The organism is Myxococcus sp. SDU36, assembly GCF_030168875.1.
Taxonomy (GTDB): Bacteria; Myxococcota; Myxococcia; order Myxococcales; family Myxococcaceae; genus Myxococcus; species Myxococcus vastator.
In genome coordinates this window covers 7,342,006-7,358,389 of sequence record NZ_CP077414.1, presented here as the reverse complement: position 1 = coordinate 7,358,389, position 16,384 = coordinate 7,342,006, and the positions used below count along the sequence as shown (strand labels likewise).

Here is a 16,384-nt window from a genome sequence, read left to right as displayed (position 1 = left end):
CGAGGCGTTTCGAGCGCCCATGTCCCGGGACGCTGGCAACGTCAGCCAGCGTGTTTCCGAGGAGAGCATGGCTTCAGGCATCGACGAGCTCAGCGCGTGGCTGGATGCCGCCGTGGACCCCTTCGTGGCCTGCGACGCCGGTGAGCACGTCTGCTTCCTCAACGCGGCCGCAGAGCGCCTGCTGGGATGGACGCGGGCCGAGCTCATCGGTCAGCCGGCGTCCCGGCTCTTTCCCCAGCGGCTGCACCGCCATGAAGGCGAGAGCCTGCTGCGCCACCTGCTCTCCCGGCGGACCGCGCTCGGAGGGCGAGCGACCCGAGTGCTCGCGCGTCGCAAGGACGGCGCTGAAATCATGGTGGAGCTGACGGTGGGCGCCTCCGGCCAGGGCCGCGATGAGCACATCGCCCTCAACTTCCGCCGCCTGCACGAGGTCGTTGGCATCCTGGCCGAGCCCGTGGAGCGCGCGCTGCGCGGACGCGATTCGGAGAGCGTTCCCGGCGACGCGCTCTTCCGCACCGTCGTGGAGAACGCGCCCCTGGGCATCATCTACTTCGACCGGAGCGCCATCGTCATCGCGTGCAACGAGCTGTTCGTCAGCATCATCGGCTCGCCCAAGCGCCTGTTGGTGGGCCTCAACATGCTGTCGCTCCGGGATGAGCGCATCCTCCACTGCGTCCGGGAGACGCTGGCGGGACATACCTGCGACTACGAAGGCGAGTACCGCGCCGTCACCTCCGGCAAGAAGACGCCGGTCCACGTCCGCTTCGCCCCCTGCTTCAACGCGGCTGGACAGGTGGAGGGAGGCATTGGCATCGTCGAGGACATCACCGAGCGCCGCCGCGCGGAGAGCGAGCGCGAGCGCCTGTACCGCGAGGCCCAGGAGGCCATCCGCGTGCGCGACGACTTCCTGTCCATCGCCTCGCACGAGCTGAAGACGCCCCTCACCCCGCTGAGCCTCCGGCTGGCCACGCTGGAGCGCCGGCTGGCGCACGGCGAGCGCGTGGAGCCCTCCACCCTGCGCCAGGCGCGCCTGCACCTCTTGCGCATCACCAGCCTCATCAATGACTTGCTGGATGCCTCACGCATCGAGGCGGGGCGGCTGGCCCTGCACCGGGAGGCCACCCGGCTGGACGGCCTGGTGGAGCACGTCCTCCACGCGCTCGAGCCCCAGCGCGGCGACCACACCGTGCGGTTCGATGCGCCCGAGCAGCCCGTGCAGGTGGACGTGGACCCCTTCCGGATGGAGCAGGTGCTCGCCAACCTGGTGGAGAACGCGTTCAAGTACAGCCCGAACGGAGGCGCCGTCCGCGTGCGCCTGCGCCAGCGCGGCGGGCTGGCGCTCCTGTCCGTCTCCGACGAAGGCATCGGCATCCCCGCGGACCAGCAGAAGCTGCTCTTCGACCGGTACTTCCGGGCGCGCAACGCCTCCGCCCGCTCCTTCGGCGGCCTGGGGCTGGGGCTCTACATCAGCCGGGACATCGTCGAGCGTCACGGTGGGCGCATCTGGGTGGAGAGCGAGCCGGGCCATGGCTCCACCTTCCACGTCGCCCTGCCGTTGATGGCGGGCACCCCCGCGCAGCCGGACGTCGAGGAACCCGGACAGCTCATCCACTGAAACTCCGCCACCCCGCCCTCCGCAAAAATGACAGGTGTGGGTGTCTTCCATTGGCCAGCAGGCCAGGGGAAGCGCCTGGATTCGCACGCTTCCAGCGCTGGCATGGCGGCTGCTCTAGCGAAAGGCGGAGGATGGACTTCGAGGGAGGATGACCATGATGACCGACACGCCTGCTTGGACTCGTGACAACGAAGGCTGGCTCGTCCGCGTGAAGGTGGGCGGACGCATCCAGGAGGTGCGCTGCACCACGGAGAGCCAGGCCCGCTACTTCGCCACCGTGCTGGCGATGAACCCGCCCATGCCGTCGAAGCTGCGCAACTAGGGCGGGTCCGGGGTTCAGGGATTGAGGCGGACGATTTCGGCGTTGAGCACGTTGGCGAAGCCCACCCAGCCCAGGTACGGCATCACCATCCAGGCCGCGGGGCGGTCCACGTCCTTGGTGACGGCGACATACGCCGTCACGCTGCCCAGCAGCGCCAGGTTGTCCGCCAGGGCGCGGCGAGGCTGATGCCTGCCGAAGAAGAGCCAGGACCAGGCGGCGTTGCATCCCATCTGGATGCCCCACCAGCCCAGGGCCTGGGAGCGGGCCGCGCCCGCGGGCGCCGTCCAGACACGCCAACCCGACAGGGCGATGAGGCCATACAGCACCGTCCACACCGGGCCGAAGACCTTCGGTGGCGGCTGGAACCCGGGCTTGCGCAGACGCCGGTACCAGCGCGTGTCCGCCGAGCTGACGCGAGCGCCCAGGGCCGCCGCGCCGAACGTCAGGGCGCCGAAGACGCCCAGCGCCACCACGGCCTCCTTGCGCAGCGTGGGGTTGAGCGCCGTGCGCAGCACCGGGTCAGGCATGCTTCGTGTCGTCGGCTCCAGCGTCCAGTCCATCCGCGTCCTCCCTTGGCGGAGCACCCGCCAGTGTCGGATGGAAGGTGGTACCGGAGGCCCCTGGCCGCCACCCCGGCTGGCGCCGGTGTACAAGGCGGATTCCCCTTATTGACGAAGAGGCGTCTCATGGCGAGCGCAGAGGAAATCCTGGGCTTCTGGTTCGGGCAGCCACGCGAGCGGTGGTTCCTGCGCGACGAAGACTTCGATGATGAATGCCGGCGCCGCTTCCTGCCCGCCGTCGAGCGCGCCGCCGAGGGCGACCTGGACGACTGGCGGAATGAGCCTCGCAGCTGCGTGGCCCTGCTCCTGCTGCTGGACCAGTTCCCGCGCAATCTCTTCCGCGGCACCCCCAAGGCCTTCGCCTCGGATGCGCGGGCGCGCCAGGTGGCCCGGCACGGCTTGGCGCGAGGCCTGGACATGTCCCTGCCGCCGCTGTGGCGGTGGTTCATGTATCTGCCCTTCGAGCACAGCGAGTCCGTCAACGACCAGCGGCTGTCCGTGGCCCTCTTCGAGGTGCTCGCGCTGTATCACGCGGACAGCCAGGAAGCGCTCGACTACGCCCGGCAGCACCGGGACGTCATCCAGCGCTTCGGCCGCTTCCCGCATCGCAACGTGACGCTGGGCCGGCCGACGACTCCGGAGGAAACCGTCTTCCTCCAGGAGCCGGGCTCGGCGTTCTGAGCGTGGGCTACGCCCGCGGCTGCGTGCCCGCGCGCTTCTCACCGGCAGGCGCCCCGCGCGCCTCCACGCTCACGCCCGCGGCCAGCCAGCCACGCACCCAGAGGAGGTGCTGCCCCTCCGAATCCAGCGCGAGCTGGAAGCGGTCCGCCAGCGCGTCATGGCCCAGGTCGCGGGCCAGCTCGATGAGCATCTCCCAGCAGGCGTTGTCCGTCAGCTCCGCCACCAGCAGCGCTTCCAGGGACTGGCGCAGGTTGGCTCGCGGGTCCGCGACGAGCATCGGGAGCCCCTGGGAAACCACCGCCGTGACTTCCGCGCTGGGCGTCACCGCCGTGGGGTCCGCGCCCAGTGACTTCAGGGCCTCGGTGAGCATGAGGAAGTGGGACAGCTCGTCGTTGTAGATTTTCTCCAGGCCCTCACGCGTGGGCCCGCCTTCCCAGGCGCCGTAGACGTCGAACTTGGCGAGCGCGCCTTCGTAGAGCCGGGTGCCGCTGCGCTCGAAGGCCAGCCGCTCTCCCAGCTTGTCGATGAAGACGGTGGGCTTGGAGCCCTTGAGCGCATCCACCGCCGTCTTCGCCACGCCCTTGAGGCTGGCCGGCGGCGGCACGCTGCCCAGGCCCTCGGATTCCCGCGCGTAGAGTTGCCGGACCTGGAGGAGGAGCGAGCCGTCTCCCAGGTGGCTGGGCTGGTGCTTCTCCGCCTCCTGGATGATGTCCGCGCTGTCGATGGGCGAGGTGGCCACGCCCGTCCGGTTGCGCCCCATGTCGCTGGTGGTCGTCTTCATGTCAGTGAACCTTCTTTCCCTCGAACGTGGAGCCCATGCGCGGCGTGCGCGCGGCGAGCTCCGTGCCCGGAATCCATTTGTAGCCAGCGGCCACTGTCTCGGACGGTGAGCCGTCGGAGTTGAGCTGGTCGCGCCAGATGTACGAGCGGTGGTCGCGTGGCAGGTCCGCCATCCGCACGTAGTCCTGCCCGTTGGAGGTCATGTCCTCCTCCTGATTCAGTGTCTTGCGAACGAAGTCGCGGTGTTCCTTGAAGCCGATGGGCTCCGGCAGCGTGCTGGGGAGCACCTCCGCCGCGTCACGCTTCTCCACGCGCTGGAAGATTTCCTTCACGTAGTGGAGCTGGCCCAGCTCGTAGTCCAGGAAGCGCTGCCATATCTCCTTGATGCGCGGGTTCTTCTCGAAGGCCACGCACGAGTAGAAGTTGTAGACCTCCATGGCCTCGTGCAGCAGCCACCGCTCCAGCATGGACTCGCCCGGGTCCAGCAGCGACTCGTACATGGAGGTGTGCTGCTCCTCGATGGAGGCAATCTCCGCGTAGAGCTGCCGCGCCACCGGGTCGCTGAAGAAGGGGCCCACCGTCATGTAGTAGTCGTGCGTCTGATTCTCCGACGCGGTGATGCTCATCGCGTGGAGCTTCGTCAGCGGGTGGGCCGTGCGCTTGTCGTAGGGGCGGCGCAGGTCATCCACCGGATGGCGATGCTCCACCGAGGTGGGCCGTCCGGGAATGATGTCCGTGTACGACTGGGTGATGGTGTTGGGGTCCTTGCCCTCGATGCGGTCGTAGAGCGCGGAATAGCGATACAGGTGGTCGAAGTCCTCGAGCAGACCGAACCGGTACGTCTGGGCCAGATAGGGGTCCGGCTCGCGCAGGGCCACGCTGGCCGTCACCTCGATGGCCACCTGTTCGAAGCCCAGGGTGGTCTCCAGCGGCGTCTGGTCAGGAGGGTTGAGCCAGTTGATGAGCGTCTGTTCATACTGCTCCAGCCGACGAATCATCGCCAGCGGCTCCCGCAGCTCGCGATTCATGCGCGCGAAGGCATGCTTGGTCCGCAGTGCGTCCGCCATGATGCCGTTCATGTAGATGACGCACACGCGGGTGAAGGCGTCGTCATCCAGCTTGCTGAAGGGGCGCCGGACCAGGTCCTTCCAGGTGAAGACCTGTTTGTCGAGCGGGACGCCTTTTTCTTGGAGGATATCCAGGGCCACGTCTGACTCCTTGATTGCGAAAGTCCGTGTCGAACCGAGTGCAAAGGTCCGGACGGCACCGTCATGTGGCAAACGGCCCACGGGTTTCCGGAAGGGTGACGTTGGAGGCTCCAGCGGCCCGTCTGGCTGCCTGCCGCGGGAGCCCTCTGAAAACTCAGTTTTCCCCGCGAATACACGGATGAGACATCGAAAGACGCGAGGTGACTGCCTTCTCCCCCGCCGCTGGGGTAGTGTTCACTCCAGCACGCTTCGCAAGAGGGGGACGTGGCAGGCGAGCGCTGGAAGACGGTCCGTTCACGGTGGAAGAACCACTGGCGGCTGATGCTGGGCGTGGCGGTGCTGGCCACCACGCTGGCCGCCGTCTGCCTTCACTTCGACGCGAAGCTGGGCGGCCTGCTGGAGGAGGCGGAGCGCTCCGCCTACGACACCGTCGTCACGCGGTTCACCGAGCGGCGCGAGGTGTCATCCCAGGTGGCGCTGGTCACCATCGACCAGCCGAGCCTGGAGCGCATCCGCGCCAACGAGCAATACGCGCTCAACTTCGGGAGCTGGCCCTACAGCCGCAACCTCTGGGCGCGCGTGGTGGAACAACTGGAAGCCGAGGGTGCCCGGGCCATCGTGTTCGACGCCGTCATGGACGAGCGCGGCACCGACGAGTCCATGGACCTGGCCTTCGCGCAGGTGCTCCAGGAGACGTCCACGCCGTTCTACCTGGGGGTCTCCACCCACGCGAACGCGCCGCTGCTGCCCCCCGCGGACTTCGGAGCAGCGGTGGTGGAGGTGAACACCCCCGCCCAGGAGGCGGACACCTTCCCGGAGGAAGCCGGCGCGGAGACGTTCGAGGACGGCGCCCCGGAGGCGGTCCTCCCCACTGTTGCCCCCGAGCAACTGGCCCGGGCCATCGCATTTCCGGTGCGCGCGAACGGACGGACGCTGCCCGCGCTGGATTACGCGACGTCCTCGGGGGAGCGGCTCCCCAGTCACCCGGTGCCGCCCATTCCCGTGCTGGTGGGCGCGGTGGATGGCTTCGGGTTGGTGGAGCCGGAGTCGGACGCCGACGGCTTCATGCGCCGCACGCGCTTCGTCTATTCGGATGGCCCCAATGCCTTCGCGACGCTGCCCGTGCGCGTGGCGGCGGACCTGCTGGGCGCCAGCGCCATCGAGTTCGCCGGGCGCACGCTGCGGCTGGGCTCGCGCACCTACGCCGTGGACGCGGATGGCAGCGCGGGCATCGACTTCGGTGGGCAGTTGCATGACCGCTTCACGAGCGTCCCGCTCATCTCCGTGCTCGACGCGTGGGTGCACCGGGGCCAGGGCCAGCCCACGGGGCTGCCGCCGGACGTCTTTCGCGGCAAGGTGGTCGTCATCGGCGGCAACGCGGTGGGGCTCAACGACGTCAAGGCCACGTCCTTCTCGTCGCATGAGCCCGGCGTGGTGAAACAAGCGGCGGTGCTGGACACGCTCCTGGGCAACGGCCGCTTCATCACCCGCGCGCCGCTGGGGGTGAGTCTGGCGCTCGTCTTCGGAGTGGCCTTCGCGTCGGTGGTGCTGCTGATGACGACACGCTGGACGCCGCTGGAGATTGCGTGGCCGCTGGGGCTCTACGCGGGCATGAGCTGGGTGACGGGCCCTGTCCTCGGACTGACGAACACCTACGTGCTCACCGCCCTGCCCGCGCTGGCGGGCGTGCTGGCCAGCGTCAGCGCGGTGGCCTTCAACCACCTGGTGGCCAACGAGGAGACGGCGTTCATCCGGCAGGCCTTCAGCCGCTTCATGGAGCCCAAGCTGGTGGAGCAGATGATTGCCCAGCGCGAGCTGCCTCGGCTGGACGGGGAGAATGTCGAAATCACCGCCTTCTTCAGCGACATCCGGGGCTTCTCCACCTTCAGCGAGCGCTTCAAGGACGACCCGCGCAACCTGGTGCGCCTGCTCAACACGTACCTGACGCGGGTGAGCGCGGCGCTGCTGAAGGAAGGCGGGTGCCTGGACAAGTACATCGGTGACGCCGTGGTGTGTCTCTTCGGCGCGCCGATGCGACAGGTGGACCACGCGCTGCGCGGCTGCAAGGGCGCGCTCGCGGCGAAGGCGGCGGTGGACCGGCTGCGCGACGAGTACCGCGCCCAGGGGCTGCCGGACATGTACACACGCATCGGCGTGAACACCGCGGTCAACTTCGTGGGCAACTTCGGCAGCGAGCAGCTCTTCAGCTACACCGCGATTGGCGACGGGATGAACCTGGCCGCGCGGCTGGAGGGCGCGAACAAGGCCTATGGCTCCGTCATCATGATTGGCCCGCGCACGTACGAGCTGGCGCGCGAGCACATCGAGGTGCGGGAGCTGGACCGGGTGCGCGTGGCGGGCAAGACGGAGGCCGTCACCGTGTACGAGCTGCTCGCGCTCAAGGGCGGGCTGGACGCGCGCAAGCGGGAGACGGTGGCGCGCTACCACGCGGCGCTGGCGCTCTACCGCGCGGCGCGGTTCGAGGAAGCAGCAGCGGTGCTGGAAGCGCGCCGCGCGGAGGACCCGGAGGACGGGCCCACGCAGGCGCTGCTGGCGCGCTGTCAGCGATATGCGAAGGCGCCGCCGACGGGCTTCGACGGCGTGGCGAACCTGGACAAGTGAGCGGTGCGGAAAGGAGTCGGGGAGACATGGGAATGAAGACGCGGGTGGCGTGGACCACCGCCCTGCTGGCGCTGGCGATTCCGGCGAAGGCGTCGGCCGTGAAGGTCGGCGAGCCGCTGTACGTGAAGGCGAAGAACACGCGCGTGCAGGCGAGCCCGTCCGGTTCGGTCAACGCCGTGGCGGTGCTCCAGCCCGGAGAGCAGGTGACGTGGGGCGGCGCGGACGCGAAGCACAAGCAGTGGCACAAGGTGACGACGTCCACCGGCAAGAAGGGCTTCGTGTTCCAGACGAACCTGTCCACCACGCCGCCCAACATGGAGCTGGTGACGCAGGGGAAGGACACCCGGCAGGTGGACCCGAAGAAGTTCGTCGCCAGCGGCGCCGCGGTGAAGGCGCTCAGCCCCGGCGCGGAGCAGTACGGCAAGGACAAGGGCGGAGACCACGGCAAGGCCGTGCGGGACATCCAGGCACTGGAGACGCTGGCGAAGTCCGTGTCCACGGCGGACATCGCCGCGCACGTGACGGCGGCGGGGCTCTTCCCGGTGGTGGGCGCCAGCGACACGGTCGCGAAGGCCGGGAAGACCAAACGGAGCGGCAAGCGATGATGCGAACGGGCTGGAAGGTGCTCGCACTGGTGGGCCTGGGCGCGATGACGGCGTCCTGCAAGGGCTTCAATGCGTCCTCGCTCACCCGGGGTGGGAACATCCTGGGGAAGCTGAGCGCCGCGTCCGAGGAGGCCAAGACGTGCCAGAAGCTGCGCGCCGACCCCAGCGTGCAGGAGGAGTACGCCCTGGGCGGAGCACTGGCAATCAACTTCGTGCGACGGGGTGACGGGCTGCTGCTGAGCGGCCCCGACGACGCGCTCCACCGCTACGTCAACGTCGTGGGGAAGAACCTGGCGGCGCAGTCCGCGCGGCCCACGCTCGAGTGGACCTTCGGCGTGCTCCAGGACACGTCCCAGTTCAACGCGATGTCCGCGCCCGGTGGCTACGTCTTCGTCACCCGGAAGCTGCTCCAGGGGCTGGAGAACGAAGGCCAGCTGGCCGGCGTGCTGGCGCACGAAATCGCCCACGTCACGCTCAAGCACGCCATCCGCCAGTACGGCGACGCGAAGGTGAAGACGTGCGAGCTGGTCACCTACGGCGAGGCCGTGCTCTCCCCCGCCGCGGTGAAGGTGCTCTCCGCGGGCCGCGATGGCGACGGGACGCTGGACTTGGACAACGAGCCGGGCCTGCTGGGCCACCTGAGCGAGAAGACCATCGACCTCATCGACAAGGGCCACGCCAAGGAGCAGGAGCTGGAGGCGGACCGGGTCGCCGTCGAGCTGATGCTCTCCGCGGGCTACACGCCGGACGACTACCTCGCCCTGCTGGCCAAGACGAAGGACGGGGGCAGCACCTTCGCCAACCACCCGGGCAAGGACGAGCGCCAGCGCAACATCCTCGCGCACGTCCAGGCGCTGAAGCAGCCCGCCGGGGCCTTCAGTGGACTGGCCACCGAGGGCCTCCGCTCGCCGCCGCTCAGCCCCGCCTTCGCCGCCGTGCGCGGCGCGGCGAAGGTCACGAAGTAGCCGGGCGGCTTCAGCGCACCGTGGCCTGACTCAGGGCCCGGTGCACCGACTCCAGGGCCTTGCGCGCCTCCAGCAGCTCGGCGCGCTCGGCGGTGAGCGAGGCCACCTGCTGGGCCAGCACGTCGCGCTCTCCCTGGAGCGCTTCCACCGCGCGGTGCAGCGACGTGGACTCGTCCTTGGCGAACTCCAGCTCACCGGCGAGCCGCTCCTCCTCGGCCAGGCTGTCCACCAGGGCCTGCTTGCCGCGGGCGACCTCTTCTTCCAGGGCCTCGCGCTCCTTGGCCGCGGCGTGGAGCGCCTGCCGCGTCTCCTGGAGCGACAGCAGCGCCTCGTCGCGCTCGCCCTCCAGCGCGGACAGCTCGCGCTCCAGGTCGGCCAGCAGCTTCACCCGGCCCTCCATCTCCGAGGACAGGCGGCGCGCCTCGTCCATGCGCAGGCGGGCCTCCTCCGTGGCCTTCTCCGCCTGACGGCGCGACACCTCCAGGTCCTGCGTGAGGGAGAGGTTGAGCGACTTCACCTTCACCAGCTCCGCCTGGAGGTGGGTGATGCGCTCCACGGCGCGCTGCCCCGCCTCCGCCACGGTGGCGGGCAGCGGCTCCGGGCGCGGATTCTCCCGCACCGCCTTGAGCCGGGCCTTCAGCCGCTCACGGCGGGCCGAGGAGTCCTGCCCGTCCTCGCGCGGCGGGGCCGGCCGCTGCACCTCCACCTCGGTGGGCGGCGCTTCGACACGGGCCACCGGCTCCGCGACGGTGGCGGTGACATGCGGCATGGAGACGGGAGCCGAGGCCTGCGTCATGGGGTGCGCCTCCGGAGGAGGACTGACGGCGTCGAAGTGCAGCGCCGGGGGCGGCGCGGCGAAGGTGACGGGCCCGGCGGACGGCTCGGTGTCGAGCAGCGCTTCGGCCTCCGGCGGAGCCCCGTACGTCACGGGCACGTCGGCGACCGCCTCGGGCTCCGGCGGGGGCTCCTCGTAGACGGGCGCCTCGTCCTGCTCGCGCTCGCGCAGGGCGGCGTCCATGGCCTGGGCGGCGCTGGGGCGCGGGGTGCGGGCGCGTTCGATGCGGGCGCGCACCTCGGCGGAGAGGTCGGGGGCCTCGGCGACGGGCTCGGGTGCCGCTTCGGCCTCGGGCTCGGAGGGCGTGGGCTCGACGGGGTCGACGAGGCCCGTCAGCGCGCCCAGGCGGAGGCGCGGCTTGGCGCGGGACACGTTCTGTTCAAAGGCTTTCTTCATGGTTCTCAGCCGGCCTGCTGGGTGCCCTTCGTCTGGGCGGCGGCTGCCGCGGCCACCAGCCGGGGCAGGATGTTGTCAATCATGGCCTGGATGTCGTTGGCCCCCTTGGACGAGGGGTCCGCGACGAACACCGGCCGACCCTCGCTGGAGGCCTGCGCGAACTTGGTGCACTGCCGGATGATGGTGGGCAGCAGGAACTCCGGATAGTGCGTCTGGAGCGCCTCCAGCGCCTCCTTCGCCAGCTTGAAGGTGGCGTTGAAGGAGTTGACCACGATGAAGACGTGGTCGAGCACGTGGTTCAGGTCCTCCTCCAGGCTCTGCACCGTTTCGAACAGCAGCTTGAGGCCGTGGAAGGACAGGAAGTCCGCGAGCACGGGGACGAACAAGTCGTTCGCCGCCATCAGCGCGTTGAGGTTGAGCAGGCCGAAGGACGGCGGCGCGTCGAAGACGACGATGTCGTACTGGGCCTCCACGTCCTTGAGGGCGTTGCGCAGCTTGAACTCGCGGCCAGCCATGGGCATCAGCGCGAGGTCCACCGTGGACATGGTCAGGTTGGACGGGACGAAGTCCAGGTTGGGCAGCGAGGACTTCTGGATGACCTTGGACAACGGCGTCTTGCGGACGAGTACGTCCAGCAGCGTCTTCTCGAAGTCCTCGCCTTCGTAGCCCAGGCACTTGGTGGCGTGGCCCTGGCTGTCCAGGTCGATGAGGAGCACCGCGTAGCCCAGCTCCGCCAGGCGCCAGGCGTAGGACGTGGACAGCGACGTCTTGCCGGTGCCGCCCTTGAAGTTCAGGAAGAGCTGGCGGCGGTGGCCCAGCCGCGCCGGGAAACGGTCGAGCGTGGTGCGCAGGTCCCAGATGTCGTCCGGCGTGTAGGCGTCCTTCCGCGATTCCTCCGGAATCTGCTTCGGGGACACGCCGAGCATCTCGGCGACCTGCTTGGAGCTGTACGTCGGCGCTTCCATGGACGACCCTTCGAAAGACGTGCGGGACGGCTACCTTGCCTCAAGCGGCGAAGTATTTGTGCCCCCTTCGAATCACCGCTCCCCGGGCGGACAACAGGGTGAGCGCCTCCTGGGCGAGCTCCGCGGGCGCCGAGAGCGCGACCGCCAGCTCGACGAGCGAGCGGCCCCGGACGGCGACGCGGACTTCGGTCAGCATCTGCGTGCAGAGGGCTTCCACCGGCGATGCACTGGGGCGCGCGGGAGCCGCCGGGCGGGACGGCGCCGCGGCGGCAGCGGGAACACGCGGCGCGGGGGCGGCCTGCCCAGGCACCGCGCCCATGGCCACCAGGGCCGCCTGGACGGGGGACAGGCGAGCGGCCGAGGCGCGCGGAGGCTGCGCGGGACTGGAGTCGCCTGGGGTGGCCTGCGGAGCCGGCGCGGGCGGACGCTGCACAGGAGCGGCGGTCTGCTGCGTCGGAGGACGCTGCGCGGAGGCGGCGGTCTGCTGAGTCGGCGCGGGCGTGGAAACCACCGGCGCTCCCGCGGGGCTCACTCGCACCTGCGCAGGCCCCACCGGACCAGCCCCCTGCGCGAGCCCGACAGTCATCGCCTGCCGATTCGCGGCGCCCACGGCCGCAACCGCGTGAGCGGGCTGCTCGACCGCCGCCACCGGCGCCTGAGCCGCCGCGGCAACAGCCACAGCCGACGCGACCGCCTGCACCGAAGCCGCCGCCGGACGAGGCTGCTCCAGCCGCGCCCGCACGGGCTTCACGGGCAGCGTCGCCAGCCGGCGGATCTCCCGGCGGCGGTGCGTCTCGTCCAGGTCCACCACCGCCGACACGTCCTGCCCCAGGATGCGCGACAGGCTCTGCGCGGCCGCCTTGCGCACGCGCTGCTCACGGTCACCCAGGGCGCCCAGCAGCAGCGTGCGCGCGTTCTCCCCAGCGCCCGCCCCGAGCGCCAGCGCGGCCAGCGCGCGCGCCTCCGGATCCTCGTCGTGGATGGCCTCCTCGCCCAGCCGCCGCGCCGTCTCCCCTTCCAGGCCCAGCGCCAGCAGCGACGCGCGGCGGCGCACCGAGCGGTCCGGGTCCTTCATCGCCTGCGCCAGGTGCGGCGCCGCGTCCGTCGGGGCCAGCGTCAGGAGCGCCTTGAGCGCGGCGATGCGCACCTCCGGCACCGGCGACGCGAGCAGCGGCGATACCACCGACGCGCCCTCTTCCTGGCACAGCGACGCGAACGCCTGGAGCAGCGCCACCTGCGCCGTTGGATCCGTCTCCGCGTGCAGCGCCGAAGCCAGCGCGGGCGCGGCGGCCGGCTGAGACAGGGCCTTCAGTCGCTCCGCGGCGCGCACCCGGGCCGCGCCATCCTGCGCGGACAGCTCGCGGACGGAGAACCCGAACAGCGTCTCATCCGTCGTCCCGCCGAACCCCGCGTGCGAGGACAGCTCCGCGTGCTGCGCCGCGCTCACACCCAGCCGTCCCGCATGCAGGAAGCGCTGCGCCTCACGCGCCACCGGGGACAGGCCGTCACCCTCGACGACAGCGGCCACGGGCGGCTCGCTCACCGGCGCCGGCGTCAGGGGAACACTGGCCGCCGTCTCACGCAGCGGCAACGACGAGCGCCGCGTGGGGACCACCAGCCCGCGGGCCACCGGCCCCGCCTCACCGCGCAGCAGCACCTCGCTGCGAAGCTGGGAGATGAACGACGCCAGGTCGAGCCCCAGGTCGTCGTCCTCGTCGTCACGCTCCTGGGAGGAGGCGCGGATGCGCCCCACGTCCAGCAGCTTGTCCATCATCTGGTTCCGCTCGCCGCGCAGGGCCTGGTTGAGCCGGGCCAGCTCCTCGCGTTCGGCCTGGAGCCGACCCGCGCGGACCTCCAGCTCGGCGACCTCACGGCGCAGGCCCAGCTCGCGCTGATGCGTCTGGGCCACCTCGCGCTTGAGGTGCTCCATCTCATCGCGTGTCGAGGACAGCTCGCTGTGGAGCTGTTGGGCACGCGCCTCGAAGTAGACGATCTTTTCGAGTGCGCTCTTGAGCAGCGCGTCCGGACGCTCGTCGCTCACGACCTCAACAGCCTCCCCGCGAGGCACGCGGCGCGGCCTGCGGATCCGAGTCACCGGGGGTTTGCACCGGATTCCCGGTACCTACCGGGGGGCCCACCCTACGTCAGACGTCCTCACTTCGTAAACCACGGAAACACCAGGGCTTTTTTCAGCGCGTCCCGGGCCGTCGTTGACAACGCCGCCCAGGCCGAATTTTCGGCTTCCGAGCGCTCGCGGGGGCCGCGCGAGCCACCTCCGCCTCAACGGGTTGAAGCGCCCGATTCCGGACGCTCCACCCCGCGCTCCCGGAAGCCCCGGAATGTCAGACCCCACTCGTAATCTGTGTTCCACGAGGCAGCCAACGGCCGTCACTTCTCCCCGGTGCCTCTCCGCCTGGATGCGGGGGGACGAAGCCCTCTTTTCGACAGGTTTTCCGCACGCCATGGAACAACGACTGGCAACCCTCATTGGAAACGCGGTCCGCGCGGCGCGACAACGGCTGGAGCTGACCCAGGCCGACGTGGCCGAGCGCGTTGGCATCGCCACCGAGGTGTATGGCCGCCTGGAGCGCGGCCACATGCTCCCCAGCGTCCGCACGTTGCGCAAGCTGTGCCTGGTGCTCAACTGCTCATCGGACGTGCTGCTGGGAATGGCGGGCGTGGAAGGCGCGCCCACGCTGGCGGAGGACCCGCCGGAATACCGCGAGCGCCCGGAGGTCCGCCGACTGCTGCGCACGGTGCGCAAGCTGGACGCGCCGCGTCTGCGCCTGCTCGGGCAGGTGGCGAACGCGCTCGAGACGTAGCGATACAGCGAGGACCCGGCCGGGGCGGTGGAGACCCTGACTGGGACCTGAAGGGGGGTGAGGGGCCGGACGGATTGCGCCCTGGCGCAAGCGCTTGGCGCGTGGAGTGAAGCAGCCGCTGCTGGGGGGGCGTACTGAATGCTTCATGACCCCCGCCCGCCCCTCGCCCCCTGCAGCCGACCTGCCGCAGCTCGCGGTTCATGCGTTGTGGTGGGGGTGGTTCCCAGCCTTCATCCTGAGCTGGGACGCGCTGCCCTGGGTGGGGCGGCTGGCCATGTGCCTGCTGGGCTGGGCCATCTGCTTCTGGAACTACGCCGTCCTGCACAACCACATGCACGTGTCCATTGCCCGGCCCCCCCTGGCGCACTGGGTGGTGTCCCGTTCACTGGGCATGGCGTGTGGGTTCCCCTACCGGGGCTACTTCATCCACCACTTCAACCACCACCGGTACGATGACGGCCCGGGCGACTGGGGCCGCCGCCGTCCCGAAGAGCGCGTCCTGCGCTACTGCCTGCGCTCGGCGCTGACGCCGTGGCTGTGGCCCTATGAGACGCTGGGCCAGGTCTGGCAGTGGGCGAAGAAGAAGCACCAGCGGCTGGAGCTGGCGGTGGACTTCCTGGTGGTGGACGGCGTGCTGCTGGCGCTCATCGTGTGGAAGCCCGCGCTGGGCCTGGCCTGGTGGGGGGTGCTGCTGGTGACGCAGTGCTGCATCCACTGGCTCAACCTGGCGGCCCACTTCGAGACAAACTCCGAGCAGAAGGACGCCCTGGGGACCACGTCCTACTCCGCCTTCTACAACCGGTGGTTCTTCAACGCGGGCTACCACCAGGCCCACCACCTGAAGCCGCAGGTGCCCTGGCACGAGCTTCCGGCCCTCACCGAGGAGCTCGCTCGGACGTCCAGGCTCCGTCCAGAGCTGACTACCGGGCTCTCCCCCATCAATCCGTTCTGGGTGCTCAGGGTGGCGAAGCGCTATTCTGCCAAACCGTGCGATCGGCAGATGGAGTCGAAGATTACCGCCGGGACCCCCACGGCCGTTACCTAGTCGGAGAGGGCTTCCTCCACTGGTACGCCACGGCGGACCTGTGCGGCTTCGTCCTCTGGGGACGCCCCGGAGAGGCCGAGGTGCGCCGGCTCGTCCAGGTGCTGGACGTGGAGCTGTCCCCCGCCAAGCCGCATGCCTCGCTGGTGGACGCGCGCCGGCTGGAGGCCGCGGACCCCATGGCGTTTGCCGCCCTGGTCAAATACATGCAGCCCCGCGAGAAGGACTTCAGCACCTCCGTGTTGAAGCAGGCGCTGGTGCGGCCTGAGGGCGTGGTGGGCGCGGTGGTGGGCGGCTTCTACACGCTGCTGTCCGGGGCCTACCCCAGCCGGGCCTTCACCGCCCCCGATGACGCCTTGCGGTGGTTGGGGCACCCGGAGGCAGAGGCCGCGGCGTTGCTGGAGGAGCTCAACGGCCTGGTCGCGGAGGCCACCGGCCAGTCGCCCCTGCTGCGCGAGCTGCACCAGGTGATGCGGGGCCGGCTGCCGGAGGTGAATCTGTCGGACGTGGCCCGGGAGATGGGCATGTCCGAGCGGACGCTGCAGCGCCGGCTGAAGGAGGCCAGCACGTCCTTCCAGGCGGAGCTCAACGCGGTGCAGGTGCGCATGGCGCAGTCGCTGCTGCGTGAGTCGAACATGAAGCTCACCGCGGTGGCGGTGGAGGTGGGCTGCGCCTCGCTCCAGCACTTCAGCAGCCTCTTCCGCAAGCTGGTGGGCGAGTCCCCCAGCGCGTGGCGAGACAGGCAGAAGCAGCCGCAGGGCAACGGCACGCCGCCACCCGCCGAGGCCCTGGTGAAGGAAGCGGCCGGAGCGCCCGGCAAGGTCCCCGTCGCGGCCACGTCCGACGTCCCCGAGTAGTCACGTCCCGGAGCCGGGAAGCCGCTGGCTCCCGGCAATCCCTGTCAGTCTGCACAGGCGCTCAACATTCCCATACGTCGTCAGGTGGGACGGGGCGACTCAGCGGGTG

At 70.1% G+C, this 16,384-nt stretch carries 15 protein-coding genes; 9 read left to right on the top strand and 6 right to left on the bottom strand.

Annotated elements, in window-relative coordinates:
- Nucleotides 1-19 precede the first annotated feature (19 nt).
- Together KGD87_RS30005 and KGD87_RS30000 are read left to right on the top strand one after the other, a co-directional pair.
- Entirely contained in the window at nt 20-1,615 is a 1,596-nt protein-coding gene (locus tag KGD87_RS30005; RefSeq protein WP_284664373.1) for a sensor histidine kinase, read from the top strand.
- Between the two features lie 154 nt (nt 1,616-1,769).
- On the top strand, nt 1,770-1,937 hold the full coding sequence (locus tag KGD87_RS30000; RefSeq protein ID WP_163782960.1) for a hypothetical protein: 168 nt from the start codon (nt 1,770-1,772) through the stop codon (nt 1,935-1,937).
- 14 nt (nt 1,938-1,951) lie between these two features.
- Here KGD87_RS30000 and KGD87_RS29995 read toward each other — a convergent pair whose 3' ends face one another.
- A complete protein-coding gene (locus KGD87_RS29995; protein WP_284664372.1) occupies nt 1,952-2,464 on the bottom strand; it encodes a TspO/MBR family protein in 513 nt (170 codons plus the stop codon).
- Between the two features lie 159 nt (nt 2,465-2,623).
- On the opposite strand from KGD87_RS29995, the gene KGD87_RS29990 reads away from it, so the two are divergent.
- Nucleotides 2,624-3,178 carry a DUF924 family protein gene (locus tag KGD87_RS29990; RefSeq protein ID WP_284664371.1) on the top strand — a complete coding sequence of 185 codons (555 nt, stop codon included), beginning with the start codon at nt 2,624-2,626 and terminating at the stop codon, nt 3,176-3,178.
- A gap of 7 nt (nt 3,179-3,185) precedes the next feature.
- Here KGD87_RS29990 and KGD87_RS29985 read toward each other — a convergent pair whose 3' ends face one another.
- Together KGD87_RS29985 and KGD87_RS29980 are read right to left on the bottom strand one after the other, a co-directional pair.
- Nucleotides 3,186-3,959: a ferritin-like domain-containing protein gene (locus tag KGD87_RS29985; protein WP_284664370.1), complete on the bottom strand. Its 774-nt coding sequence runs from the start codon at nt 3,957-3,959 to the stop codon at nt 3,186-3,188.
- Between the two features lies 1 nt (nt 3,960).
- Nucleotides 3,961-5,166: a hypothetical protein gene (locus KGD87_RS29980; RefSeq protein ID WP_284664369.1), complete on the bottom strand. Its 1,206-nt coding sequence runs from the start codon at nt 5,164-5,166 to the stop codon at nt 3,961-3,963.
- A gap of 264 nt (nt 5,167-5,430) precedes the next feature.
- On the opposite strand from KGD87_RS29980, the gene KGD87_RS29975 reads away from it, so the two are divergent.
- From KGD87_RS29975 to KGD87_RS29965, 3 genes are read left to right on the top strand one after another with little or no spacing between them, the layout of a single operon-like run.
- Nucleotides 5,431-7,788: a CHASE2 domain-containing protein gene (locus KGD87_RS29975; RefSeq protein ID WP_284664368.1), complete on the top strand. Its 2,358-nt coding sequence runs from the start codon at nt 5,431-5,433 to the stop codon at nt 7,786-7,788.
- A gap of 26 nt (nt 7,789-7,814) precedes the next feature.
- Entirely contained in the window at nt 7,815-8,393 is a 579-nt protein-coding gene (locus KGD87_RS29970; RefSeq protein WP_284664367.1) for an SH3 domain-containing protein, read from the top strand.
- The gene (locus KGD87_RS29965; protein WP_284664366.1) at nt 8,390-9,358 is read left to right on the top strand and encodes a M48 family metalloprotease; all 969 of its coding nucleotides are present in this window, start codon (nt 8,390-8,392) and stop codon (nt 9,356-9,358) included. Before KGD87_RS29970 ends, KGD87_RS29965 begins: the two co-directional genes overlap by 4 nt.
- A gap of 10 nt (nt 9,359-9,368) precedes the next feature.
- Here KGD87_RS29965 and KGD87_RS29960 read toward each other — a convergent pair whose 3' ends face one another.
- From KGD87_RS29960 to KGD87_RS29950, 3 genes are read right to left on the bottom strand one after another with little or no spacing between them, the layout of a single operon-like run.
- Entirely contained in the window at nt 9,369-10,589 is a 1,221-nt protein-coding gene (locus KGD87_RS29960) for an extensin-like protein (RefSeq protein WP_284664365.1), read from the bottom strand.
- A gap of 5 nt (nt 10,590-10,594) precedes the next feature.
- Entirely contained in the window at nt 10,595-11,554 is a 960-nt protein-coding gene (locus KGD87_RS29955; protein WP_284664364.1) for a ParA family protein, read from the bottom strand.
- A gap of 40 nt (nt 11,555-11,594) precedes the next feature.
- Nucleotides 11,595-13,595: a HEAT repeat domain-containing protein gene (locus tag KGD87_RS29950; protein WP_284664363.1), complete on the bottom strand. Its 2,001-nt coding sequence runs from the start codon at nt 13,593-13,595 to the stop codon at nt 11,595-11,597.
- Nucleotides 13,596-14,016: 421 nt separating this feature from the next.
- Between KGD87_RS29950 and KGD87_RS29945 the strand changes: the two genes are divergently transcribed.
- The 3 genes from KGD87_RS29945 (at nt 14,017) to KGD87_RS29935 (ending at nt 16,275) form a co-directional block, all read left to right on the top strand.
- Nucleotides 14,017-14,376: a helix-turn-helix transcriptional regulator gene (locus KGD87_RS29945; RefSeq protein ID WP_026114223.1), complete on the top strand. Its 360-nt coding sequence runs from the start codon at nt 14,017-14,019 to the stop codon at nt 14,374-14,376.
- A 145-nt stretch (nt 14,377-14,521) separates the two neighbouring features.
- Nucleotides 14,522-15,421, top strand: coding sequence for a fatty acid desaturase family protein (locus KGD87_RS29940; protein WP_284664362.1), 900 nt, complete (start codon nt 14,522-14,524; stop codon nt 15,419-15,421).
- An 80-nt stretch (nt 15,422-15,501) separates the two neighbouring features.
- Complete coding sequence (locus tag KGD87_RS29935; protein WP_284668709.1) at nt 15,502-16,275, top strand: helix-turn-helix transcriptional regulator; 774 nt, start codon at nt 15,502-15,504, stop codon at nt 16,273-16,275.
- The last annotated feature ends 109 nt before the right edge of the window (nt 16,276-16,384 follow it).